This window comes from Vibrio sp. H11, assembly GCF_004804295.1.
GTDB classification, from domain to species: Bacteria; Pseudomonadota; Gammaproteobacteria; order Enterobacterales; family Vibrionaceae; genus Vibrio; species Vibrio ostreae.
On the sequence record NZ_SSHN01000004.1, the window covers coordinates 390,715 to 415,109 of the forward strand.

Here is a 24,395-nt window from a genome sequence, read left to right on the forward strand (position 1 = left end):
TCACGCATCGCCGCCTTTATTAGAAAGCGTAAGCCGGGAAACGTCAGCCAAGGCAAAGTCGGAACAAATAAAAAAGCGGGGCCGATACTGGCCCCGCTGATATCGGATCATGCCCGCTATTTATGTCGCCACTGATCCCGCATAAAAGCTCTCACCCAATCCGGCCCGGGTCAGCAGCCCATCACAAGGCGCAAAGCGGTCACCGTATTTTTCAGCGTGCTGGTTCATTATCTCAACCAGAGCTTTAATCCCAATCTGATCGATATAACGGAACGGACCACCGAGAAATGGCGGAAATCCAATCCCGAAGATAGCGCCGATATCACCGTCACGCGGACTGCGGATGATGCCCTCATCTAAGCAACGTACCGCCTCATTTAACATCGGCAATATACAGCGCATCGCGATATCTTTATCACTCAGCTTCGATTGCGGCGTCAGTTTAAGCAGCTTATAGACCGATTTATCCACCTCTTTCTTTTTGCTGCCTTTATAAAGATAGAAACCTTTACCGGCTTTACGCCCTTTGCGGCCATCCTTGAGCAGAGTGTCAAAGACTTCCGGACCTTTAAATCTCGGACCAAGCTCATTAATCAGAATCGGCATAATCTTGGCGCCAATGTCGACACCCACTTCATCGAGCAGCGTGATAGGTCCAACCGGGAGACCAAAATCAAGCAACGCAGAATCCAAACGCTCAATCGGCTCACCGCCCATCAGGATCTGCGCGGCTTCATTCATGTAAGGTGCAAGAATACGGTTCACATAAAATCCGGCACAGTCTTTGACTACAATCGGCGTTTTACCCTGCTTACGCGCCAGCTCGACCACAGTCGCGATGGTTTGATCCGATGTGGTCGCGTGCGGGATGACTTCCACCAGCGGCATTTTCTCCACCGGACTAAAATAATGCAGGCCGACAATCTGTTGCGGGCGCGCAGCTTTCTCCGCTATCTGACCAATCGGCAGAGAAGAAGTATTGGTAGCGAAGATGGTGCTGTCCTGTGCATTGGCTTCAATATCCGCCACCATTTGCTGCTTAAGTTTCAGATCTTCAAATACCGCTTCAATCACCACATCAGTCTGGTTAAAGGCAGTAAAGTCGGTTCCACCACTGAGCAGGGTCATTTTAGCCTGCAACTGCGCCTGGCTCAGAATGCGGCGCTTACGCTGCTTAGTGAACAACTTATAGTTGTAACTTAATGCGTTAAGCACACCGTCATTAGACACATCTTTAATTCGTACCGGCAGCCCGGCTTTCGCAACACTGACGTGGCTGATCCCCGCGCCCATCAGCCCCCCGCCAAGCACACTAATCCGGCGCACTTTAGCGGGTTTAGCGTCGCCGCCATGGTCCTTTTTCATTTCTGTGGTAGCGAAGAAAATCGAGCGCAGTGCTTTGGACTCAGAGGTCATCACCAGTTCACCAAAGCGCTTGGCCTCAAGTTCCAGGCCAGGCTGCAATCCCTTTTCCAGACCATGTTGGATCACTTCCAGAATCGCTTTGGCGGCAGGATAATTATCGCGTGTCTTCTGCCGGGTCTTTTTCTCAGCCTGATCGAAGATCACTTTACGGCCGACACCGGTACGCGACATCAGACGTTCTTTTGCCGACAGCTTAAGCGGAGACTTTCGCTTACCCTTGTTGTCGATAAAGCTTCTGGCCACATCGAGTAACACCGATTGCGGCACACACGCATCCACCACACCAAGCTTTTTGGCCTTTTGGGCACGTAATTGTTTACCAGTCAGAATCAAATCTAATGCTGGCAGCAAACCGATTAAACGCGGTAAGCGCTGGGTCCCACCGGAGCCAGGCAGCAGCCCCAGCATGACTTCCGGCAGGCCCAGCCGGGTTTTATCATCATCGCTGCAAACCCGGTAATCACAAGCCAGAGCGAGCTCCAGACCACCGCCGAGACAAGGGCCATGAATCGCCGCCACTACCGGGAACGGCAGCTCACTCAATTGCTGAAACATCTGCTGCCCTTGCACTGCCAGTGCCTGGGCTTCCGGAGCAGATTGACACGCCTCCAGCATGCGCACATCAGCACCTGCGATAAAGTTGTCCGGCTTGAGTGAATGCACAATCAAACCTTTGAGCTGATTTTTCTGGCTGTCGAGCCGGGCAAAAACGGCAGCCATTTCATCGGCAAACGCAGCCTGCAAGGTATTCATTTTTTCACCGGGAACATCAATCGCCAGCCAGGCAATGTGCTGTTCATCCACACTCAGCTGGAACGCTTTCGCTTCACTCATTACTCCACCTCCAGAATCATGGCTGCACCGAGGCCACCAGCTGCACAGGCGGTATTGAGCGCCAACCCACCGCCGCGTCGTTTCAACTCATACAGAGTCTGGGTGATCATGCGAGCGCCGGTTGCGGCAAACGGATGGCCGTAAGCGATAGAGCCACCCAGTACGTTAAATTTATCCATATCCACTTCACCAATCGCCTGACTGCGCCCCAGCTTTTGCTGGGCAAACGAATCACTGGCGAACATTTTCAGGTTAGCCAGTGTTTGCGCGGCAAAGGCTTCATGCATATCAATTAAGGTCAGATCGCCCAGGGTAATACCTGCTCTGTCCAGCGCCAGAGGTGTGGCATACGATGGCCCCATCAGCATGTCCTGTTCGACGCCAATCGCAGAAAAGGCGTAGGAACGCAGATAACCCATGATCTCCATACCCAGCTCTTTAGCCTTTCCTTCCCGCATGAGTAGGATTGCCGCAGCACCGTCGGTAAGTGGTGTACTGTTGGCTGCAGTCACACTGCCGTAATCGCGATCGAATGCCGGACGCAGTTTGGCATAACCTTCCAGGGTCGAGTCATGACGAATATTGTTGTCGCGGTCGATCCACTTTTTATACGGCTCAGGAAACGCCGTCATCACTTCATCACGAATTTTCCCTTCCTGCCATGCCTTAGCAGCCAACGTATGAGAACGATGAGCCAGAGCATCCTGATCATGGCGGGAAATCGCATGTGACTTCGCCATCTGCTCAGCGGTTTGTCCCATTGACAAACCGGTCGAATACTCCGCGACCGCAGGAGGTACCGGCATCAGATCTTTCAACGAAAGGGATTTGAGAACCTGCAGTTTCTGGCCCAGAGTTTTGGTTTTACTCAAAGCCAGTAAACCGGAAGCAAGCTTTTTAGACACGCCAATCGGCAGTACAGAAGAAGAGTCCGCACCGCCGGCAATACCGATGTCTATTGTGCCGGCCATAATGCTCTCGGCGACATTCACCGCAGACTGAAAGCTGGTTGCACAGGCTCGGGTAACGCTGTAAGCGTCAGTATGGATGTTCATTCCGGTGCCGAGCACAATTTCACGTGCAATATTGGGCGCAGCAGGCATCTGAATAACCTGACCGAACACCACTTGCTCAATCAATGCCGGATCCAAATCGCAACGTGCCAGCATTTCGCTGACCACCATTTTGCCCAGATCCAGCGCCGGAACCTGCGCAAACTCGGTACTTTGCCGTGCAAAAGGCGTACGTAGCCCCGCAACGATAGCCACACGCTCTCCCGAACGTGTTGTGACTTGCTGAGTGCCCATTGTTTCTCCTTCCAATAAGAGGTCTGACCTGAACCTATTGTAACCAAGTTGTTAACACAATCAAACGAGCGTTTAAATAAACGTGATATGCACACTGAAACACACGATTTCTTGTTTACTCTCGCACAATCACCCCAGTTGTTAGTAAAGAGATTGAAAGTTTTTCAATAAACAGACAGAGAGCACGTATGCAGGTAACCTGACGCTGTGCCGGTAACCGGTACCGTCGGTTGGCAAATGACCGGCAAAAAAAAACCACACAGAACTGTGTGGTCGGAATGTATTCAAGCAATTAACTTACGCCAATTGAAAAGTAATCAGTTTCCTGATTAGGAGAAAGTAAAGTCAGCCTTCAAAAGGAAGTGTCATCTTGCTCAACACGCTAGCCACAAGGACTAACTAGATGACGTGAACCACTATAGCGCGCTCAGCACAGCACATTTTGAATTAGATCAATTTTATCGTGGTTTTGAAGGGGCATTACTGCCTAAACTTGATTCAGAACAATCTCTGACCACATTTCACAACCGAACCGGGACTCAGCCTGGTAAGTAAACTGAGCACATACGGTTCGCGCACGGAGAATTTTGTGTCATTACTGAAAAAAATCGGAAAGAAATTTTCCAAACCTCCGGTCAATACCGGTATGGACAGACAAAAAAAATATGAAGCACTGGTTCGTGCTTACCACCGCGATCTCTACCGCTATGCCTACTGGCTGTGCCAGGATCAAAGCGTGGCTCAGGATCTGGTGCAGGAAACTTGCCTGCGCGCGTGGAAATCACTCGATAGCCTGCAAGATGAAAAGGCGGCAAAATCCTGGCTGATCACCATCTTACGCCGGGAGAATGCGCGTCGTTTCGAACGCAAGCAATTCGATTTGGTCGATTTGGATGATTATAGTAGCGAAGCCAAAGTCTCTGATGATGCACATCATCAACAGGAATGGCTGCAGGCACAAATCATGAAACTGGACATCGATTACCGCGAACCGCTTTTTTTGCAGGTAATCGGTGGCTTTAGTGGCGAAGAAATCGCCGATATACTGGAGCTCAATAAAAACACGGTGATGACTCGTTTATTCAGAGCCCGCAATCAATTGAAAGACATGTTAGATTCCGCAGACAACTACAGAGGGCAGCAAAATGGATGAATTAGAATTCCGTCGTCGCATTCTGTCCGATCCGAAGCATCGCGATAAAGAGATACAACAGGCCATCTCGGCCAGTGACAGTCACGCCAGGTATGCGGAAGATATTCTCAATCTTGATGCGAAAATTGCCGAGGCGATGCGGGTCGATGTGCCCGACAGCCTGGCGGATCGTATCTTGTTCAGCCATAACGCCGTCAATGATAATGTTGTGCGTCCACGCTTTATGCGCCGCGCCATGGCAATGGCCGCCTCGGTCGCATTTGTGTTCGGCCTTCTGGCTGGCCAACTGAACTGGGGTAACCTGTTGGTGCCACCTGCCCAGGCCAGCCTGGCAGAGATGGCGGTCAGCCACGTGTTGAATGAAGAAGGATTTGTAGCTTCGATTGACGAACAGGTCAGCTCACGGCAAATCAACGCCAAGATGCGCCCGTTCCATTATCAGTTCGACAAGAGCTTTCCGTACCACGTCTACTACCTTAACCACTGCGGTTTCGGAGACTCCAACGCCTTGCATGTGGTATTCCAAGGCGAAACCGGCAAAGTCACGCTGTTTTTGACCCATATGCCCGCTGAAGGCAAAGTCAATTTCAACCAGAATGGCATGACAGGCGTGATTAAACCGGTTGGTAATATGAGCCTGATACTGGTTGGTGGCGAGGGTGAAAACGTCGACAAAATCGCCCGCCATCTGATGCCGATGATAAAATCATCAAAATAATCTTTCCGACCCGCTCTATTGAGCGGGTTTTTAAATGTTAAAATAGAGTTAAAACTCTAAATTTTTACATTTATCCGCATTTTCGTGCCAATTAACCTCCAATTCTGTAACTTTACCGTCCAATTAGACAATGGTCGGATTTCTATCTTATATACTAGCGTCTAGTATCAGCCACCAACTGAGCAATTGCTCAAACTAACGCCCGAAGAGGCGAAATAAAAAGGAAAAAAGCATGAACAAGACGCGTCTGTTTAAGCAGTCACTATTAGCAGTGACAATCTCTCTGGCTACGCAGCAAGCAGTAGCTGCGGGCTTCCAGCTCAATGCACAATCGGCAACCGGCCTTGGCCGTGCGTTCGCCGGTGATGCTGTAATCGCGGATAACGCATCTGTATTAGCGCGTAACCCGGCCGCCATGGCGCTGTTCGATGAAACATCTCTATCGCTGGGCTTTGAGACCATTACCACTCTCATCGATGTCAAAGACGTTCAGTACACAGGAGTTTTAGGTAATACGCCATCTGTAGAAGATACAGATGATGTAGGTTCAACCTCAGTCGCGCCAAACCTGTACCTGATTGTGCCAGTCAACGAACAATTTGCCTGGGGTCTTAGCGCTTACTCCAACTTCGGTACTAAAACCGAATTTTCAGACAATTATGCGGCATCTGAATACGGTGGCCTGACCGATGTGAAAAGTATCAACTTCGGCTTATCCGGCTCTTACCGCCTGAACAAGCAATGGAGCTTCGGCGCCGGCTTGGATCTAATCTATGCTCAAGGCACGATGAAGCGAGTTGCCGGTGAGGGCTTCCCTCCGTCAACCGTTGTTGTACCACCAGCAACAGTCATCCCAGGTCAGGGCACTTCGCTCTTGGACGTGGATAAAGCGGATGGCTGGGAGGTTGGTTTCAACCTTGGTACGGTTTACGAACTGGATGAAAACAACCGCTTTGGTCTGTCCTACCGTTACAGCCCAGACTTTGAAGCTAAAGATGACGAAGGCCAGAAAATCACCCTGCCACTGCCGGACATCGCTGAATTCTCTGGTTTCCATAAGATCAAAGACACCAAGTTTGCCGTGCACTACAGTGTGCAATGGATCGGCTGGAGCGATTTTGACAAAATCGAATTCCGTAATCTGGATTCCTCACGTTCCGCGGTCGGTGCAACCTCAAACGGTAGCTACGACAAATCCTACAACTGGCAGGACGGCTGGCACTACTCTCTGGGTGGTACTTACTACCTGAACAAAGACTGGACCCTGCGCGCCGGTTACATGTACGACACCAGTGCTCAGGATGAGAAGGCTTCTATTTCGGTTCCTGATTCCGACCGCCAGTGGGTATCTGCAGGTTTTACCTACAAGATTGATGACAAATCCAATGTTGATTTTGGTGCCACTTACCTGATGGGTAAAGACGTTGATGTTGAAGAGAATGATTCTGGTACAACACTGACTGCAACCACTCATGCTGACGCGATCCTATTGGGCTTACAGTACAGCCGTACTTTCTAAGCTGACTGAGATCCGCAACACCACGTTAAAGGGCTGGCTTACCAGCCCTTTTTTGTTTTCAGAGTCCTACTGTTCACTCTTTCAGTGCACATCCGTTCGCCTAAAGACCAACTACACCCTACATGTGTACGCTGAAAATTCGATACCCCTACAATCAATATCAGTTAATTTAACCAAATATCGTACGTTTTGCGGTGTATTTATTCAAACAGCCACTTTGTGACAATTTTAATTTTTAAAGTAAAAGCTCTACCCGTAAGATCGCAGATCCACTTTCAGATAAATTCAGCGAACATGATAATGACAAAAAATAAAACTCTACTCTCTTCTGCTATTGCATGTGGTTTATTGAGCGTTTCAACTGTCACTCAGGCAGCTGGCTTCCAATTAGCCGAATACTCCGCCACCGGACTAGGACGCGCTTACGCCGGTGAAGCCGCTATGGCGGACAACGCCAGCGCCCAGTGGCGCAACCCGGCCATGCTAACGTATCTGAAAGGGACCCAAGTGTCAGTCGGTGCGGTTTACGTTAATCCGAATGTGGATGTCGACGGCAGCGTTTCTCACGCTCTGCTGGGCAGCACAAACGCCAGTGCCAGTGATTATGCCGATGACGCTATCATCCCTAACTTTTACTTTTCTCAGCAGATCGACGATCGCTGGGCCATCGGCTTTGCTCTGGGCACCAACTACGGCATGAAAACTGACTTATCTGGTTTCAACGCCAGTCACTTTGGTGATTCAGCCAACATTGAAACCATGGAAGCCAACCTCAACCTGGCGTATAAATTAACTGACGCGGTCAGCGTTGGCGCCGGTGTTCGTTATGTTGAAGGTGAAGGCCACTTTGGTGCCAGCGCACCGACCCGTAACGCATTGTCACTGCCGCAAGGCACGACCCTAAAGTACATGGAAGGAGATGATGAGAGCTGGGGCTGGCAGGTTGGTACTGCATGGCAGATCAATGACGCACACCGGGTAGCCATCACTTATAAATCTGAAGTCGTGATGGACTTCGAAGGACATGCTGAAGGCATCAGCTATGGTACGCATAAACCGGGTAAGCTGTCTGTCACGCTGCCGGCGACCGCCGAACTGGCGACCTTCCACCAGTTGACACCAAGCTGGGCGGTGCATACCAGCATCAACTGGACCGACTGGAGCACATTTGATCAGCTGACGGCCGAGTTTAACGACGGCAGTTCGGATTTGATCAAATCCGAAAACTGGAAAGATAACTACCGCTTTGCTGTCGGTACCACCTACGCCCTAAACCAGGATTGGGTAGTGCGTGGCGGTATCGCGTATGACCTTTCCGCGGTCAGTGATGAACATCGCACTGCGACGATTCCGGAAACCGATCGCACCTGGCTGAGCATCGGTGCCGGTTATAACGTCACCCAACAACTGACCATCGACGCTGGCTTTACCTATATTTTTGCCAAAGATGCTTCCATGTCGGAGCCACGTGATGCATCCGACCAGACGGCAGCAGCGATTGGCGGCGCCTTCGATGCCCAGGTCACAGGTAATGTCTGGATCGCCGGTGTGCAAGCCAGTTACCAGTTCTGACGTCCTCTTTTTCGCTTATCCCCAGGCCCGATACGGGCCAGAAGGATGACAATAAAACGGCCTGCTGTGATAAGCGGGCCGTTTACATGTTGGAGCCGGGCCAAATCATTTGATCTAGCACTGACCTTTACTTTTCAGTTTGTGCAACAAACTGTCAGACGCCTCTTCAATCAAATCCAGCACCAGTTCAAAACCATTCTCGCCACCATAATAAGGATCGGGAATTTCATCATATTCTGAACGCCCATGGCTTAAGAACAGCGACAACTTATGCTGATGCTCTTTCGGGCAGCGATTAGCGAGGTCGTTGAGGTTTTCACTGTCGGCAGCCAGAATCATATCAAAACGGGCAAAATCCTCATCGGTTACTTTACGCGCCTGCATGCCTTCAAACGAGTAGCCACGCTTCTCTCCAGCAGCCCGTGCACGCGCATCCGGCGGATTCCCCTGGTGGTAACCGATCGTCCCGGCAGACTCAACATGCAATTGAGCGCCAAGCTGCTGCGCTTTTGCTTTCAGTACGGCTTCGGCTGTCGGCGAGCGGCAAATATTGCCCATGCAGACAACCAGAATTGATAAATCATCTGAGTTGTTCATTGTTGTCCATTCACTTATCCAACATTCCATCTTCCAATGAAACCGAATGCCTCGCGCAGGTCAAACAAGCAAGGCGGTTTTTTTAGTTATTCGTGTTATCGCTCACGAATAACTACTTAGTCGATATGCAGTTCACGTCAAAATAATCATCTGATGGATTTGATAATACTGCCATTCAGGTCGATATTTATCATTTGGGCCAAAATTAAGTTGTTGAGGGAAAAACATGTTTGGGTCAAACAAAATTAAAAGTGCCTATCGCGCATTAGAAAGTGAAAATTGTCAGTTACACAGCTTTAAAGAGTCCATTAAGGAGCAGGTTCCCTATATCGAATTTACTCCCGATGGGCACATTCTGTTTGCCAACTCACTGTTTCTGAATGTGGTCGGTTATCGCCTGGAAGATATCCGGGGACAGCATCACAAAACACTCTGTTTTCCGGAAGACACAGAGACCGAAGAATATAAGAAACTGTGGCAAGACCTGCGAAGTGGTCAGCCGGTGCGCGGACGCTTTATTCGTAAAAACAGTCAGGATCTGGCCATTTGGCTCGCCGCCACCTATTTCCCGGTTAAAGTCGAGGGCAAGGTTGCCTACATCGCCAAAGTGGCCTCCGACGTGACGCAAGAGCAACAAGAGCTCGAACGTAACCAGGCTCTGATCAAAGCCATGGATAAGTCGTTAGCCGTAATAGATTTCACTCCGGACGGCACCATACTCAATGCCAATAAAAACTTTTCACTCTGTATGGGGTATGACCGGCAGGAGATCATCGGCCAGCATCACCGCATGTTTTGCGATCAGGAATTTCTCACCCAAAACCCCAATTTCTGGAAAGATCTCGGCGCAGGAAAAATCCAGTCAGGCCTGTTTAAACGCGTAGATAAATATGGCCGGACTGTGTGGCTGGAAGCCACTTATAACCCGATTTTTAATCATGAGAACAAAGTGGTAAAAATCATCAAACTGGCCAGTAACATTACCGAGCGGGTTGAACAGGCGATGGTCGTTCGCGATGCTGCGAAAAAATCCAGTCAGATCGCAGAAGAGACTGTCGCCATTGCCCGTCAGGGGCAGGACTCGGTCGCCTCGATGCTCGCCAACTCAAAACAGATTAATGAAGCGGTCGATATGGTCACTGAACTCATCAACCAGCTCAATAATCAGTCCAAACTGGTTGAAGCGATTGTCTCCACCATCAGCGATATTGCCGGACAAACCAACTTACTGGCGCTCAATGCGGCCATCGAAGCCGCCCGGGCAGGCGAGCAGGGACGCGGCTTTGCCGTCGTCGCCGATGAAGTGCGTAAACTGGCTTCTCGCACCTCACAATCCACCACCGAAATTGCATCAGTGATCGAAACTAACTCAACCATTATCAACCACATTGATGACAAGATTAAGGTGGTGCTCAGCAAGGCGTTGCATGGTGAGCAACAGGCAAATAGCGTGTCGGAAGTGATCGAAGAAATCATTGTTGATGCCGATTTGGTATCTGAGACCGTGAAAAAACTCGCCATTTAGAGATGACGTTGACTACATGGCTTTGTCAGTTGCCAAAGTCTGTCAGTCACCTCTGGTGACGATAAGAACAGGCAGCCTAGCCTGCCTGTTCTTGCATTCAACGCTGGCACTGACCAGCCAACAACTCGCCTCATCTATCTCCATACGAATCGTTGGTTTTTGCCATGCCTGAGTTACGCTATGATATGGGCCATAGTGATGATAGCGCTTAACGTTATCACCCCGATATCAATGAAATAAATCAAAAGGATTGCGCATGTCCAACGATGACATCAAACAAGAACGCCATCAGGCACGCCAGCAGAAAGTAAAAGAGAAAGTCGACGCACGAGTTGCAGCGGCTCAGGAAGTCAAAGGCCTGCTGCTGATCATCACCGGTAACGGTAAAGGTAAATCGACGTCAGGCTTTGGCACCGTCGCGCGTGCGGTTGGACATGATAAAAAATGCGCGGTTGCCCAGTTTATTAAAGGGACGTGGGACAACGGCGAACGCAACCTGCTGGAAAAACTGGGCGTTGAATTCCAGGTCATGGCCACCGGCTTTACCTGGGAAACCCAGAATAAAGAAAGCGATACTGCGGCTGCACAAATCGTGTGGCAGGAATGCAAACGCATGTTGCAGGATGAGTCTCTGGATGTGGTTCTGTTTGACGAGCTGACCTACATGGTGAACTACGGCTACATCGAACTGGACGAAGTGGTGGAAGCCCTGCAAAACCGTCCGCACATGCAGTCCGTGATCATCACCGGACGTGGCGCGCACCGTACTCTGATCGAAATGGCCGATACCGTTTCCGAAGTAAAAAACGTGAAACACGCCTTTGAATCCGGCGTCAAAGCACTGCAAGGCGTAGACTGGTAATCGCAGGTCACCGTTCAGCTGTGCGGGCACTGGGCACTCGCGCGGCTCAGAGTAAACCGTCGCCCATCTCAATGGGCCGGTTCAGAACAAAATTGATTCGTTACAAAATCGGTTCATAACAAAATCGGTTCATTACAAAAGAAAGGGGCTGGAAATTCCGGCCCCTTTGTTTATCTTCCGCAATGGTCATTGATCAGTTGAACAGACCTTTCAGTAAGCCATCAACGGCCTTCTTGGTCTTTTCATCTTTGATCTTTTCATCCAGTTTCTCGTTCAGTTTTTCCAGACCGCGATCCACTTCTTTCTTGGCTTTTTCCTTCAACACATCGTCGAACACCAAGCGGAACTTAGGATCAGCCCACTGCCCTGAGACATTGATTGGAATGGTCACGTCACGCAGTTCATCCAGATTCTTACCGCCCTGTCCCTGCAGCGTACCAACAATCGAAGTGCGCACCAGAAAATCGACCGTTTCCTGAATGTAGTTCGCTTTACCTTCACCGTGAATACGCAGCAACGGTGATTGCATATTGAGGTCATTGGTCGTCACTTCACCCTTGCTCAATTTCAGCGTCGCGGTCATCGCACTGAAGTCGGTTTTCTGCACCGCTTTGGTTTCGTCAACCGCTTCGCCTTTAAAACGTGCGTAGTTGGTGCGGATCATCTGCGCAATGTTGATGCCATTAACCGCACCGTCAGCAAAGTTGATCCCGACGGTACCGGCCAGGTTCTGCTTGATACCGGTCGGCGTCAGGCTTTTACCCTGCAGATTCATCTCTATATTACCGGTGCCTTCCAGACGATCATTATCGGCGACATCTTTGAGCAGAGGCTGCACTTTCACCCCGCTGACACTGTTTTTGACCGTGTAAGAGGCTGGCGACTGGCGCGCATCGATGCGTGCGTTCGCCGCGATACGACCTTCATACAGATTGGCACTGAAGGACTTAAGATCCACGATGCCACGGTTGACGGCAAAACTGGTTTTGACGTTCTGCATCTTGGCATTACTGGCCTTAAATTTATCGATCACGATATCACCGGCAACATCCAGCGTTTTCAGCGCAGACAAGTCCGGTTCCGCTTCCGCTTGTTTCGCAACCGCTGGTTTACTCTCCCCTGAACCCGCCGCTGCATCAGAGTCAGCCGCCTTTTGATCCAGTCCCAGAAACTCATCCAGATCGATATCCGGGCTGTGCAGGTTAAAACGTACTTTCGCGATGTCGCCCAGAACCACGTTGGCTTTGCCATCGAACTGCAATGCATTGGCGGTCAGTTTTTCCAGCACCAGATTGAGCGTGCTCTTGGTGATATCAAACGCCACATCCGATTGCATAGTCACTTTCATCGGTGACTGCGGTAACGCTGCACCTTCCAGGTTGGCAGTCATATCGAGTTGATTCACCGCCACTTTGGAAATGTCTTTATCAACTTCGACCGATGCGCCACCACTGGCATCCAAATCCATATCCGCTGCTTTGCCTTTGACCGCGAAAGTCAGTTTATTGGCTTTATCAAACTCAAAAGTGTCCAGCGTCACTTTGGCGGAATCAATCTTAGTCGCCGCATCGCTGAAGTTGGCATCCAGATTAATGTTGCGCAGCGCGTACTGAGTGAAATCTTGTGACAGTTTGATTTCGGCCTGACCACTGGCACCAAACTGTTGCTGGTTCATGCTGCCTTTAGCGGAGAAATCCACGCTGGTCCAGGTATCGGCAGCAAATTCTGACACGGCAAGCTGAACATCATACAGCTTGGTCATGGTGCCGGCCTGCTGATCCTGGATTTCCAACAGCGCGTTGTTGACCGAAACGCCAGCCAGGTTAATGCTCCACGCCTGCTCAGTTGACGCTTGCTCGCTCGGTGTCGCAGATTCGGTATTGGCTTGAGAAGACGAATCGTCCGTCTGTTTTGACGCTGCAACCTGCGCTTTGCTCAGGCTATCGAGGTTGGTACGACCATCTTTCAGCGTTTCCAGATGAACTTCGGCCCCATCAAGACGAATATTGCCGATATGCAGTTGTTTATCGAGCAACGGCATAACAGAGACGTCGATGCCGACACTGTCTACTTTGAATAAATTCGGGCTGCTAAAGCCCTGAGGATTCTTGAGCTCCGTTTTTCCCAGCTCAAAGCCGATAGCCGGGAAAAACTGCCAACCGATGTCACCTTCGATCACCAGATCAAGGCCGGTCTGTTTTTTGGTTTGCTCAACCAAAAGTGGCTTAAACTGGTTTGGATTGACCAGTGTGACCAGTGCTGCGATCGCCCCTAGCACGACGACAACTAACACCCCTACTACCAGGAACAGTTTTTTCATCTGTTTGTTTCCTTGTATGACGGATAAATGTGGTAAAACAAGTAAACTCGTATTACGGATAAAGAAAGTGGCACTTAAAGTGCCACTAAACTTATCAGAAATAAAGAACGCTATTGCTAAGCATCGGTTAAATTTACGATTTTAGCAACTTTGCGATGTGCGCTTTCAGTACATCGATAGCAATGCGGTTTTTACCGCCACGAGGCACGATGATGTCGGCGTACTGCTTGGACGGTTCAATAAACTGCATGAACATAGGACGCACTGTCTTCTGGTACTGAGAAAGCACGGAGTCCATGGTACGGCCACGCTCTTCAACGTCACGTTTAACCCGGCGCAGCAGACAAATATCCAGCGGCGTATCCATAAAGATGCTGGCGTGCATCAGATCACGCAGACGAGGATCCGTCAGCAGCAGGATACCTTCCAAAATGATCACCTTCTTTGGCGTCAGCGGAGTCGTTTTTGCCGTGCGGGTATGTTCTGTGTAGCTGTATTCTGGTACTTCAACCGCTTCACCACGGGTCAGTTGCTGCAAATGCTCACACAGCAGATCATGATCCAGCGCATTCGGATGGTCGTAGTTGGTTTTGACACGCTCTTCCATGCTCAGATGGCTTTGGTCTTTATAATAGCAATCTTCCGTGATCACACCGATTTGATGGTCGCCTACTTTCGCACTCAGCTCGTTATAAATCGTTCTGGCGATCAGACTTTTTCCAGAAGCAGAGGCGCCTGCGATACCGACGATGACGCATTGATTATTATCAGACATGGTTGTGCACTCGATACAAATAGAAGAGGAAACTTGGGTAAACCGCCTGATTATAGGGAGTTCACAGGGTAGATACCAGTTTGTATTGGAGCAAAATGTCAGTAATTTTCAGGATTGAACAATATTAGTGCAGAGCAAACGATTACATTCACTCTGCAAAATAATGTGATCTACATCAATCGACTACCGTGAAGCTGATCGGGTCCGGTTTGGCGCTGCCGTGCCAATACAAACTGGCGCAAATTCGCTCAGCCAAATCGAGATAAATCGCGCTATGTTCACTATCCGGACGCGCGACGACGGTCGGTTTACCGGCATCGATATCTTCACGTACGTGCAAATGCAATGGCACCTGCGCCAAGAGTGACAAGCCGTACTCACTGGCCAGCGTCTGCGCGCCGCCGACACCGAAAATATGCTCTTTACCACCACAGTGACTGCAGATGTGGTAACTCATGTTCTCGACCAGGCCGACCACAGGTACTTCGACTTTGTCGAACATCGCTGCCCCTTTACGCGCATCCGCCAAAGCGAGATCTTGAGGGGTGGTGACGATCACCGCGCCGGTTACCGGGATCTGCTGCGCGAGAGTCAATTGGATATCACCGGTACCCGGCGGCATGTCGATGACCAGATAATCCAGATCCGGCCATTCGGTCTCATTCAGCAGCTGCGCCAGTGCTTTGGAGGCCATCGGTCCGCGCCAGATAGTAGCGTCAGACTGATCCACCAGATAGCCAATCGACTGGGTTGCGATCCCATGCGCCATGACCGGTTGCATCCACTTGTTATCGCGCACTTGGGGCTTAGCATTCAGCTGGGCAAACATCATCGGCACCGAAGGGCCGTAAATATCCGCATCCAGCAGACCAACTTTCGCGCCGCAAGCCGCAATAGCCAGCGCCAGGTTCGCCGCCGTGGTCGACTTACCGACTCCGCCTTTGGCCGAGGTCACTGCAATCACGTTTTTAACCCCTTTGATCGGGTTCGCGACTTTAGTCTGCATCGCTTTCGGCTTAACCACCACATCGTACGCAAACCCGGCCACCTGGCCTGAAGCTTGCTGCTCAGCAATCCATGCTTTGAGCTCTTGCACCACGGAATGCGCCGCAAACGGCAGTTCAATCTTAAACTGACCCGACGCAGCAACGGTCACCAGACCCGGCGCAGCGGCCCAGTCCGGCGTTAAATTCGGATGTTGAAACTGAGATAACCAGGCACAAAAGTCCTGTTTGGACGTAAACGTAAGCATAAGCCCTCCTTTTCGCATCATGCTATCACTCTCCCGCCTTAAGCAGAACCCACAAACAGTCAGGGCATTGGCTTGATCACCAAAAGAGCATCAGCCTTTGTATATCAAAGGTTTCTTTTTATCCCAAACTCAATAAACACTCAGCTCCAGCCCCGACCCGACACTGACAACCTGCGACGTCCGCACGGTAATACTGAGCACAACCTTTGCCCGCCTCGGCACCATTCATACCTTGGCGTACAGGGCGTCATCAGGTAATATTGTCCATCACATTAAATACCTATCAAACAAAGCGAATAATTAAGTATGGCAACTGAACCAAGAAACTTTCCTGCCAGGAAAATGCTGGTAACTTGTGCCCTTCCGTACGCTAACGGTTCGATCCACTTAGGTCATATGCTTGAGCATATCCAAGCGGATATTTGGGTTCGTTACCAACGCCTGCGTGGCAACATTGTAAACTTCATCTGTGCTGACGATGCTCACGGCACGCCGATCATGCTTAAAGCGCAACAGATGGGTATGACTCCGGAAGAGATGATTGCCGCGGTCAGTGAAGAGCATCAGAAAGATTTCGCTGGTTTTGACATCAGCTTTGATAACTACCACAGCACACACAGTGAAGAGAACCGTGAACTGGCTTCTCATATCTACCTGGAGCTGAAAAAGAACGGTTTTATTTCCAGCCGTACCATCTCTCAATTGTTTGACCCTGAAAAAGAGATGTTCCTGCCGGACCGTTTCGTTAAGGGCACCTGTCCGAAATGTAAATCAGAAGACCAGTACGGCGATAACTGTGACGCCTGTGGCGAGACTTACAGTCCGACAGAGCTGATCAATCCGCGTTCTGCCGTCTCTGGCGCCACGCCGGTCATGAAAGATTCTGAGCACTTTTTCTTCGACCTGCCTCAGTTCGAGAGCATGCTGAAAGAGTGGACTCGTTCTGGCTCACTGCAGTCAGAAACCGCCAACAAGATGCAGGAGTGGTTTGAGTCAGGTCTGCAACAGTGGGATATCTCCCGCGATGCACCTTACTTTGGCTTCGAAATTCCTGGCGAGAAGAACAAGTTCTTCTACGTATGGCTGGATGCTCCGATTGGCTACATGGGCTCGTTTAAGAACCTGTGTAATAAACGTGATGACCTGGATTTCGATGAATACTGGAACAAAGACAGCCAGACTGAGCTGTACCACTTCATCGGGAAAGACATTGTTTACTTCCACAGCCTGTTCTGGCCGGCCATGCTGGACGGCAGCGGCTACCGTAAGCCAAACAACGTCTTTGTGCACGGTTACGTGACCGTGAACGGCGCGAAAATGTCGAAATCAAAAGGCACGTTCGTTAAAGCCAGCACTTACCTGAAGCATCTGGATCCAGAATGTCTGCGTTACTACTACGCCGCTAAGCTCAACAGCCGTATCGATGACCTCGACCTGAATCTGGAAGACTTCACCCAGCGTGTCAACGCTGATGTCGTCAACAAGATCGTGAACCTGGCATCACGTAACGCAGGTTTCATCACCAAGCGTTTTGACGGCAAACTGTCGGCTGAGTTTGCAGAACCTGAGCTGTACAACGAATTCGTTGCAGCTGCGGATCGCATCGCAGAGCTGTACGAAGCGCGCGAATTTGGTCGTGCGATTCGTGAAATCACGGCCTTAGCGGATAAAGCCAACCAGTATGTGGATGAAAAAGCGCCTTGGGTTGTCGCCAAGCAAGAAGGTCAGGATCAGGCACTGCAGGACATCTGTACTGTCGGTATCAACCTGTTCCGCGTGTTGTTGACTTACCTCAAGCCAGTGATGCCTGGCCTGGCCGCTCGTTCTGAAGCCTTCCTCAATCAGGAACTGACCTGGGATGGCGTTGCACAGCCGCTGACCAATCACGATATCAGTGCTTTTAAAGCTCTGTTTAATCGTATTGATCCAAAGCACATCGAAGCCATGATTGAAACGTCGAGAGAAGAAGCTGCAGCCGAGAAAGCCGCCGCAGAAGCCAATGCGCCAAAATCTGAGCAAACCGAGCTGAGCAAAGACCCGATTGCTGATGAAATCGAATTTGATGATTTCGCCAAAGTGGATCTGCGTATTGCGAAAATCGTGTCATGCGAATCGGTGCCAAAAGCGGATAAACTGCTGAAGTTCCAACTCGATATCGGCGGCGAAATGCGTCAGGTATTCTCGGGTATCAAAGCCGCTTACAACCCGGAAGATCTGGTCGGTAAATACACGGTTGTCGTTGCCAACCTGAAACCTCGTAAGATGAAATTCGGTATGTCAGAGGGCATGATTCTGGCCGCTGGCCCTGGTGGCAGCGAACTGTGGATCCTGGAGCCGCATGAAGGTGCTCAACCTGGCATGCGCGTAATGTAACCAGCTGTTCTGTAAGAACATTTAATTGAAGAACTCCCACTCTCTGTTGAGGTGGGAGTTTTTTTATTGAACCCGCTCACATTTTTAGTTCATCGTGCACACATTTAGTGCAAAATAAAGTTTAAAAACTTGTTAATCCATTGATTTTAAAGAAATAAAAAACTGGCATCAACCCTGCACTGGTTTAGATACAGAAACAGTAACAAGGAGTTGGTTATGTTTGTCTTAATATCAATGCTGATTTCTATCGGGATTTTAGGCCTGATGTTTTTCTTCGCCAAACAAAGAGAGTCAACCCTACAACGTAAATACGAGCTGCTGGTTGATCTGCGCCAGGTGCTCTACCTCTGCCGCCAACATCGCAGTGCGACTCATCATGCGCTAATGTTTGGTGAGCACCGAGAGACCGAACTGAATCATCTGCATGATCTAATCCATGAGAAATCTAACCATCTTATTGCTATCGCACACTTCGACAACAAACCTATGTACCGCATTTTACAGTTGAAGTTGAAAACGCTGATGAAAGAGTGGTCCGATCGCAACATAGCCCGCAACCAGATGGTACATGGTAAAGCGATTCGTCACTGTATGTTCCTGATGGATGAGGTGATGCTAGCCTGGCTGGTTGAATCCAACCGCGAAGATCTGAGTGACGAATACCACATGAACTGGCAGCAAGTGATTGATACCATGGAAGCACTGACTCAGCTGCGCATCTCTATCGAGGATATGCATAGCACCGAGGGGCGTGCCCGCATGCAGCATTACTGCGATGTGGTACGACGTAAACTCAATCAGCTGGCGCTGATTAGTCCACTCTCTATCGCCGCACCTGCGTGTTCAAAAGCGATGCACACCCTGTCCGAACTGCATGACAATCCATCCTATGAAATTGATGCAGAACGCCTCTATCAGCTGACCTCCGACGTGTCACTCAGCATCGCGCATGTGTATGACCATATGCTGGCCGAGCTGACCGAGAGCCTGTACATACCGCTTCCCAAGCTGGTGATTGCATAGTCTGTTGATTAATAAAGTAAAATAGAGGGTAGAGTCAGCAAAGATAATAACCACTAACACGTTCATTTGGCATAAAAAAAGCGCCCTTGCAGGCGCTTTTCCTTTTCATCGTATCGGTCACAATCAGCTCAGCATCTTGCGCGCCGCTTCGACCACAACTTTGATCGAACGAGCTTCTGTCTCTTTCAGCGTCGCATGATCAGGAATCTCTTGTTGAGTACGGTTGATAATAACCCCGGCCACACAACCGGCTTTGAGGCCTGAGCTGGCACACATGGTCAGCAGAGTCGCTGATTCCATCTCAAAGTTAAGCACCCCCATCTCCTGCCACTCTTTCATCGAGCCCTGGAAACGGCGAACAACGCGACCGGTAAAGGTATCGTAACGCTCCTGACCCGGGTAGAAGGTATCGCTCGATGCAGTCACGCCCATATGCACTGTAGCGCCACTCTCTTCAGCCGCCTGTTTCATCGCCGTCGCGACAGCAAAGTCCGGGACTGCCGGAAATTCCATCGGCGCGAAATGCAGGCTGGCACCATCCAGGCGCACTGAACCTGTGGTCACGATCATATCACCGACATTAACATGGGGTTGAATCGCCCCTGTGGTACCGACACGCAGGAAAGAACGCACGCCAAGCTGCGCTAACTCTTCAACCGCAATCGAGGTCGAAGGACCACCGATACCAGTAGAACAAACCACAACCGGCTGGCCATCAAGCTCTGCACGATACAGGGTGTATTCACGTTGGCTGGCGAGAAACACAGGGTTTTCCATCAGGTCTGCAATTTTTTGTACACGGGCAGGATCACCAGGGATGATCGCCAGAGTTGCACCATTCAGAATTTCTTGAGTAACACCAAGGTGGAACACAGCTTGAGACATAAGTTTCTCCTAGATTGTGGCTTATTCAGCGCATAGGTATAGTTGGGTACAGAGCCACTTTAGCCGACTCACTGGCGACAATGAGTGACTAAAGTCACAATACAATGAATACGAACAACTTCATTTTCACAATAAAGAGATAGAGATCACGTTTAACCGTAATTTAGGTACAAATAAGCACCAGTTCAGAACAATCACACCAGCCACCGACTTTCTGTCCCGCCAAGTATAGACCATTGCCAGACCACCTTTGGCACGGCCAGAAACCCGCGGATGACTTACTGTTTAAACTTGAGTAAACGCAGTGCATTCAGGGTGACCAATGCCGTTGCACCACTGTCTGCCAGTACTGCGACCCACAAACCGGTAACACCAAACAGACTGGTCACCAAAAACAGCCCCTTTAAACCCAGCGCCAGAGTGACATTCTGAGTGATATTATCCATCACCGCGCGTGACAGCTTAATCATCCCAGCCAGTTCCGTGAGACGGTTATGGGTAAGCGCCGCATCCGCCGTTTCCAGTGCGACATCTGTCCCACCGCCCATCGCGATACCAATATGGGCTGCCTTCATCGCCGGCGCATCATTGATTCCGTCCCCAACCATAGCGACCCGCCGACTGTTTGCCAGTCGGGCAACATGCGAGACTTTATCCTGTGGCAGCAAACCCGCCGCGAACTCAATATTAAGCTTTTCGGCAATCACCGCCGCACTGACTGCATTATCACCAGTCAGCATCGTGGTACGAATACCGAGTGCCTGCAATTCACTTATCGCCCGGCATGCATCTTTGCGCAAAGCATCCTGCCAGGCGATCAGCCCGATAGTCTGCTTGTCCTGCAACACCACAACCACTGTCTTGCCCTGCGCTTCTAGCTGGCGGATATTTTCCTGCAGGTCCGCCCCTGCGACTTGGTCGAGATAAGCCGGTGCGAGAATCTGATAATGGTGACCGCCGAGTTCACCGCTGACTCCGCGGCCAACTTGCACTTGTTTATCAGTGGCATGCGGCACGGAAATGTGACGTCGTTCAGCTTCTTGCACCACTGAAATCGCCAGCGGATGTCTGGATCCGATCTCGATCGCCGCGACACAGCGCAACAAAGCCTCAGGGCTCCAGTCCTGCACAGGCACCACATCCGTCACTTGCGGTTTCCCCTGAGTCAGTGTGCCGGTCTTATCAAATGCCACAGCTTCTACCCGGCCCAGGCGCTCCAATGCCGCACCGCCTTTGATTAAAGCACCGCGGGAAGCGGCGGCTGCCAATCCGGAAGTAATGGCTGCCGGTGTCGAAATTACTAAAGCACAAGGACAGGCGATGAGCAGCATAGCCAGGCCGCGATAAATCCAGGTGTCCCACGGCTGGGCAAACATCAGCGGCGGAACCAGTACCACCAAAAGCGCCACTGCCATCATTAACGGTGTATACCAGCGGCTGAATGAATCCATAAAACGAGCCACCGGCGCTTTATGCGATTCCGCCTCTTCGATCAAATGCAGGATGCGGTCAATGGCATTGTCACCGGGACTGGATGTAATGGTCATATCGATTACCCGATCGACCACCACAGAACCCGCCGCTAACGCATCTCCGGCGATATGTTCCACTGGCATTGGCTCTCCGGTCAGAGCGCTTTCATCAATACTGGCCGCCGTATTCATCAGCTGACCATCAGCCGGTAGACGACCGCCCGGTGCCACTTCCACCCGATCACCCGGGCGCAATTCAGAGACCGCCACTTCGACACGTTGCCCTGAGCGGAGACAAACGGCTGTTTCCGGCACCAGAGCCATTAACGCCTGCACACCACTGCGGGCACGTGATGCGGCAAAACCTTCCAGTCGCTCACCAATTAAAAATAGCAGCAATACCATCGCCGCTTCAGCAGTCTCGCCCAGATACAACGCACCTAATGCCGCCACTGTCATCAGGGTTTCAATCGCAAAGGGGGTTCCGCTGCGCATCAGCCGCCATGCTTTGGTCGCAATCGGCACTAATCCCACCAAGCAGGTCGCGGCAAACAACCAGCCTCCCGTCTCAGGCTGCCACCACTGCACCCCAGCAGCAATCAACATCATCAGCACCAACATGACGATGCGGCCCGTGTCCGGCTGCAGCCAGGTATTCGTCGGTTTATCTGCAGCGGCAGACTGACTTTGACCGCTGCTGCGGATATCAAATCCGGTCTTGATCACAGTTTGCTCAATCGCCTGAGCGGTCGCCGCATCATTAAACTGCACCACCAGCTTTTCAGTGGCAAACAGCACTCTTACATCGACAATATCGGCTAACTGACCAACCGCATTTTCGATTTTGCGGGCACAGGACGGGCAATCCATCCCTTCGACCTGCCAGCTCTGACGGTAGTTACTGTGATGCGCGGTTGTTGCCTGATCCTCGGCCACTTTTGGCTGTGTTTCATCATGATGTGAGTGCTCACAACAGCCGTGGTGATCTTGCTGTTGGGCGTGATTGCTTTCACCCTGTGACTCACCGCTTTGAGACTCATCGCTTTGTGACTCTCGGCTTTGGCTCTGCGAATCAGCACTCTGTGGCTGAGAACAATGATGCTCAAAGCAGCAAGACGTTGCCAATTTGGATGTAGCAGGATTGGGATCTTTGGAATGCGATGCGCCGCAACCCTGATGTGACAGGCTCATGTTGGTCTCCTCTTATCGGCTATCAGGTCGCTGTCTCTTTCCGGCTGGCATTGCTGCTGCACACCTTTACCGCATGCAGCCTTGCCGTACTTTAAACGTCAGTTCAACAATAGATGGAAAGCGACATTTGCTAACAGCATACACCTTGGAGCTAACTCCAGGGTCAAGCCTTTCTGGTAAAAAAACACAAACGATGATGACAAAACATAAAGACGATGCTTAAAAGCACGAGGGAGATGGTGAATAGGCACGAGAAAGATAGCTAATAAGCACGAGCGTAACAGGGACAAAAAACGGGCACCGTGGTACCCGCAGACTGTTTAACAGCATTGACTGACCACCAGCAGCGCTGGCTCAGCGTAATCGTTATACCGGATGCTTGAAGCAGGTCGTGAGATTTTTGCCAATTGCCAACAGCACATCCCGTCGGGTTATGATACCAACCAACTTATTATCGTCGACAACCGGATAGACTTTCGGTTTACCCACTTTCATCATCTGCGCCAGTTCGATGATCGACATTTCCGGCGAAACTGAGAGGACTTCTTCATGCATGCAGTCGCTGACAATATGCGTATCCTGACAGTGGTAGCTGACTTTAATCAGCTTTTCCAATAAGTCTTGTTCGGACAAAAAGCCTATCACCCGCTCCCTGTCATCAATCACAGGCCCACCCAAATGGTTCGAATGGATTACCCTATCCAGCGCTGCGGTTAATGACATTTCAGGTCTAAATGTCACCGCTTTTTTAGTCATATAGTCTCTTACTTTTAGCGAATCCATGTCTGTCTCCTTAGCACACCGCTCCCTAAAGCTACTTATAGGTTAAGTGTTGACTAATTTCTTGATTTTACTAAATGGAAACTGTCAATTTTGTTGATAGTTTTTTCCAATCAACTCAGAACGCAGGCAGAAAAGAGATCATGGAGATGCATAAACCCAAATAATAACAACAGCTAAAGCAAACAGAGATAATCAGTAGGCAAAACAAAAGCGGCAGAGAGTTCTGCCTCTCTGCCGCTTTCCAAACCAACATTGTCGCCGTTAAATTGTCATCCGTTAAAGAATCATCGATCCGCTTAAGAGAAATATAGCCGTTTAAGGACAATATTAGTTTAAACGAAATAAATCGGGCTCATTTTTGCCAGCGTTGTGCGGCTTTATTATCCGAATCTCGTGATTCAACCCAACGCGTGCTGTCGGTCGTGCGTTCTTTTTTCCAGAACGGCGCTTTGGTTTTGAGGTAGTCCATCACAAACTCACATGCCTCAAAAGCCGCACCGCGATGGGCACTGCTCACACCAACAAAAACGATTTGATCGCCGATATCGAGATCGCCAACCCGGTGAATGACACGCAACTGCAGCAGTGGCCAGCGACTTTGCGCCTCGTCGCAGATTTCCAGCAAGGCTTTTTCCGTCATCCCGGGATAATGCTCCAGGTGCAAACCAGTCACATTGTCGCCCAGATTCATATCACGTACTTTACCGATGAAGGTCACCACTGCACCAGCTTGTGTACCCTCAGCCAATACCGCATACTCGTGCGCCACTGAAAAATCGTCGTGCTGTACGGAAACTCGGTTATCCATT

General features: G+C 50.4%; 18 protein-coding genes. 8 read left to right on the forward strand and 10 right to left on the reverse strand.

The genetic code is table 11. From position 1 onward, the window contains the following. Positions 1-120 precede the first annotated feature (120 nt). Positions 121-2,259 (reverse strand): fatty acid oxidation complex subunit alpha FadJ, encoded by a 2,139-nt coding sequence (gene fadJ / locus E6C74_RS08815; protein WP_136484331.1) that lies wholly within the window; start codon positions 2,257-2,259, stop codon positions 121-123. Beyond that, positions 2,259-3,566: an acetyl-CoA C-acyltransferase FadI gene (fadI, locus tag E6C74_RS08820; RefSeq protein ID WP_136484332.1), complete on the reverse strand. Its 1,308-nt coding sequence runs from the start codon at positions 3,564-3,566 to the stop codon at positions 2,259-2,261. The genes fadJ and fadI overlap by 1 nt, the downstream gene beginning before the upstream one ends. Positions 3,567-4,212: 646 nt before the next feature. Here fadI and E6C74_RS08825 point away from each other — a divergent pair. From E6C74_RS08825 to E6C74_RS08840, 4 genes are all read left to right on the forward strand, one after another. Beyond that, positions 4,213-4,719, forward strand: a complete 507-nt coding sequence (locus tag E6C74_RS08825) for a sigma-70 family RNA polymerase sigma factor (RefSeq protein WP_240798158.1) — start codon at positions 4,213-4,215, stop codon at positions 4,717-4,719. Next, positions 4,712-5,437, forward strand: coding sequence for a DUF3379 domain-containing protein (locus E6C74_RS08830; RefSeq protein WP_136484334.1), 726 nt, complete (start codon positions 4,712-4,714; stop codon positions 5,435-5,437). The genes E6C74_RS08825 and E6C74_RS08830 overlap by 8 nt, the downstream gene beginning before the upstream one ends. Before the next feature lie 232 nt (positions 5,438-5,669). Continuing rightward, the gene (locus E6C74_RS08835) at positions 5,670-6,956 is read left to right on the forward strand and encodes an outer membrane protein transport protein (protein ID WP_136484335.1); all 1,287 of its coding nucleotides are present in this window, start codon (positions 5,670-5,672) and stop codon (positions 6,954-6,956) included. A 300-nt stretch (positions 6,957-7,256) separates the two neighbouring features. Then, positions 7,257-8,528 carry an outer membrane protein transport protein gene (locus E6C74_RS08840; protein WP_136484336.1) on the forward strand — a complete coding sequence of 424 codons (1,272 nt, stop codon included), beginning with the start codon at positions 7,257-7,259 and terminating at the stop codon, positions 8,526-8,528. Positions 8,529-8,642: 114 nt separating this feature from the next. Here the strand turns inward: E6C74_RS08840 and E6C74_RS08845 are convergent, their stop codons facing one another. Continuing rightward, complete coding sequence (locus tag E6C74_RS08845; RefSeq protein ID WP_276605442.1) at positions 8,643-9,125, reverse strand: low molecular weight protein-tyrosine-phosphatase; 483 nt, start codon at positions 9,123-9,125, stop codon at positions 8,643-8,645. 226 nt (positions 9,126-9,351) lie between these two features. Between E6C74_RS08845 and E6C74_RS21210 the strand changes: the two genes are divergently transcribed. Together E6C74_RS21210 and cobO are read left to right on the forward strand one after the other, a co-directional pair. Continuing rightward, on the forward strand, positions 9,352-10,650 hold the full coding sequence (locus tag E6C74_RS21210) for a PAS domain-containing methyl-accepting chemotaxis protein (protein WP_136484337.1): 1,299 nt from the start codon (positions 9,352-9,354) through the stop codon (positions 10,648-10,650). 256 nt (positions 10,651-10,906) lie between these two features. Next, on the forward strand, positions 10,907-11,512 hold the full coding sequence (cobO, locus tag E6C74_RS08855; RefSeq protein WP_136484338.1) for a cob(I)yrinic acid a,c-diamide adenosyltransferase: 606 nt from the start codon (positions 10,907-10,909) through the stop codon (positions 11,510-11,512). 193 nt (positions 11,513-11,705) lie between these two features. Here the strand turns inward: cobO and E6C74_RS08860 are convergent, their stop codons facing one another. The 3 genes from E6C74_RS08860 to apbC form a co-directional block, all read right to left on the reverse strand. Beyond that, the gene (locus E6C74_RS08860) at positions 11,706-13,832 is read right to left on the reverse strand and encodes an AsmA family protein (protein ID WP_136484339.1); all 2,127 of its coding nucleotides are present in this window, start codon (positions 13,830-13,832) and stop codon (positions 11,706-11,708) included. Positions 13,833-13,965: 133 nt separating this feature from the next. Further along, the gene (gene udk, locus E6C74_RS08865; RefSeq protein WP_136484340.1) at positions 13,966-14,607 is read right to left on the reverse strand and encodes a uridine kinase; all 642 of its coding nucleotides are present in this window, start codon (positions 14,605-14,607) and stop codon (positions 13,966-13,968) included. Positions 14,608-14,782: 175 nt separating this feature from the next. Next, a complete protein-coding gene (gene apbC / locus E6C74_RS08870; protein ID WP_136484341.1) occupies positions 14,783-15,859 on the reverse strand; it encodes an iron-sulfur cluster carrier protein ApbC in 1,077 nt (358 codons plus the stop codon). A 306-nt stretch (positions 15,860-16,165) separates the two neighbouring features. Between apbC and metG the strand changes: the two genes are divergently transcribed. Together metG and E6C74_RS08880 are read left to right on the forward strand one after the other, a co-directional pair. Beyond that, a complete protein-coding gene (metG, locus tag E6C74_RS08875; RefSeq protein WP_136484342.1) occupies positions 16,166-18,232 on the forward strand; it encodes a methionine--tRNA ligase in 2,067 nt (688 codons plus the stop codon). Between the two features lie 216 nt (positions 18,233-18,448). Then, positions 18,449-19,255 (forward strand): hypothetical protein, encoded by an 807-nt coding sequence (locus tag E6C74_RS08880; RefSeq protein WP_136484343.1) that lies wholly within the window; start codon positions 18,449-18,451, stop codon positions 19,253-19,255. Positions 19,256-19,378: 123 nt separating this feature from the next. On the opposite strand, the gene udp is transcribed toward E6C74_RS08880, so the two are convergent. The 4 genes from udp to moaE form a co-directional block, all read right to left on the reverse strand. Beyond that, positions 19,379-20,140: a uridine phosphorylase gene (gene udp, locus E6C74_RS08885; protein ID WP_136484344.1), complete on the reverse strand. Its 762-nt coding sequence runs from the start codon at positions 20,138-20,140 to the stop codon at positions 19,379-19,381. A 278-nt stretch (positions 20,141-20,418) separates the two neighbouring features. Next, positions 20,419-22,803, reverse strand: coding sequence for a zinc/cadmium/mercury/lead-transporting ATPase (locus tag E6C74_RS08890; protein ID WP_136484345.1), 2,385 nt, complete (start codon positions 22,801-22,803; stop codon positions 20,419-20,421). 366 nt (positions 22,804-23,169) lie between these two features. Further along, the gene (locus E6C74_RS08895; RefSeq protein ID WP_136484346.1) at positions 23,170-23,586 is read right to left on the reverse strand and encodes a CBS domain-containing protein; all 417 of its coding nucleotides are present in this window, start codon (positions 23,584-23,586) and stop codon (positions 23,170-23,172) included. A 352-nt stretch (positions 23,587-23,938) separates the two neighbouring features. Continuing rightward, complete coding sequence (moaE, locus tag E6C74_RS08900) at positions 23,939-24,394, reverse strand: molybdopterin synthase catalytic subunit MoaE (RefSeq protein ID WP_136484347.1); 456 nt, start codon at positions 24,392-24,394, stop codon at positions 23,939-23,941. Position 24,395 lies beyond the last annotated feature (1 nt).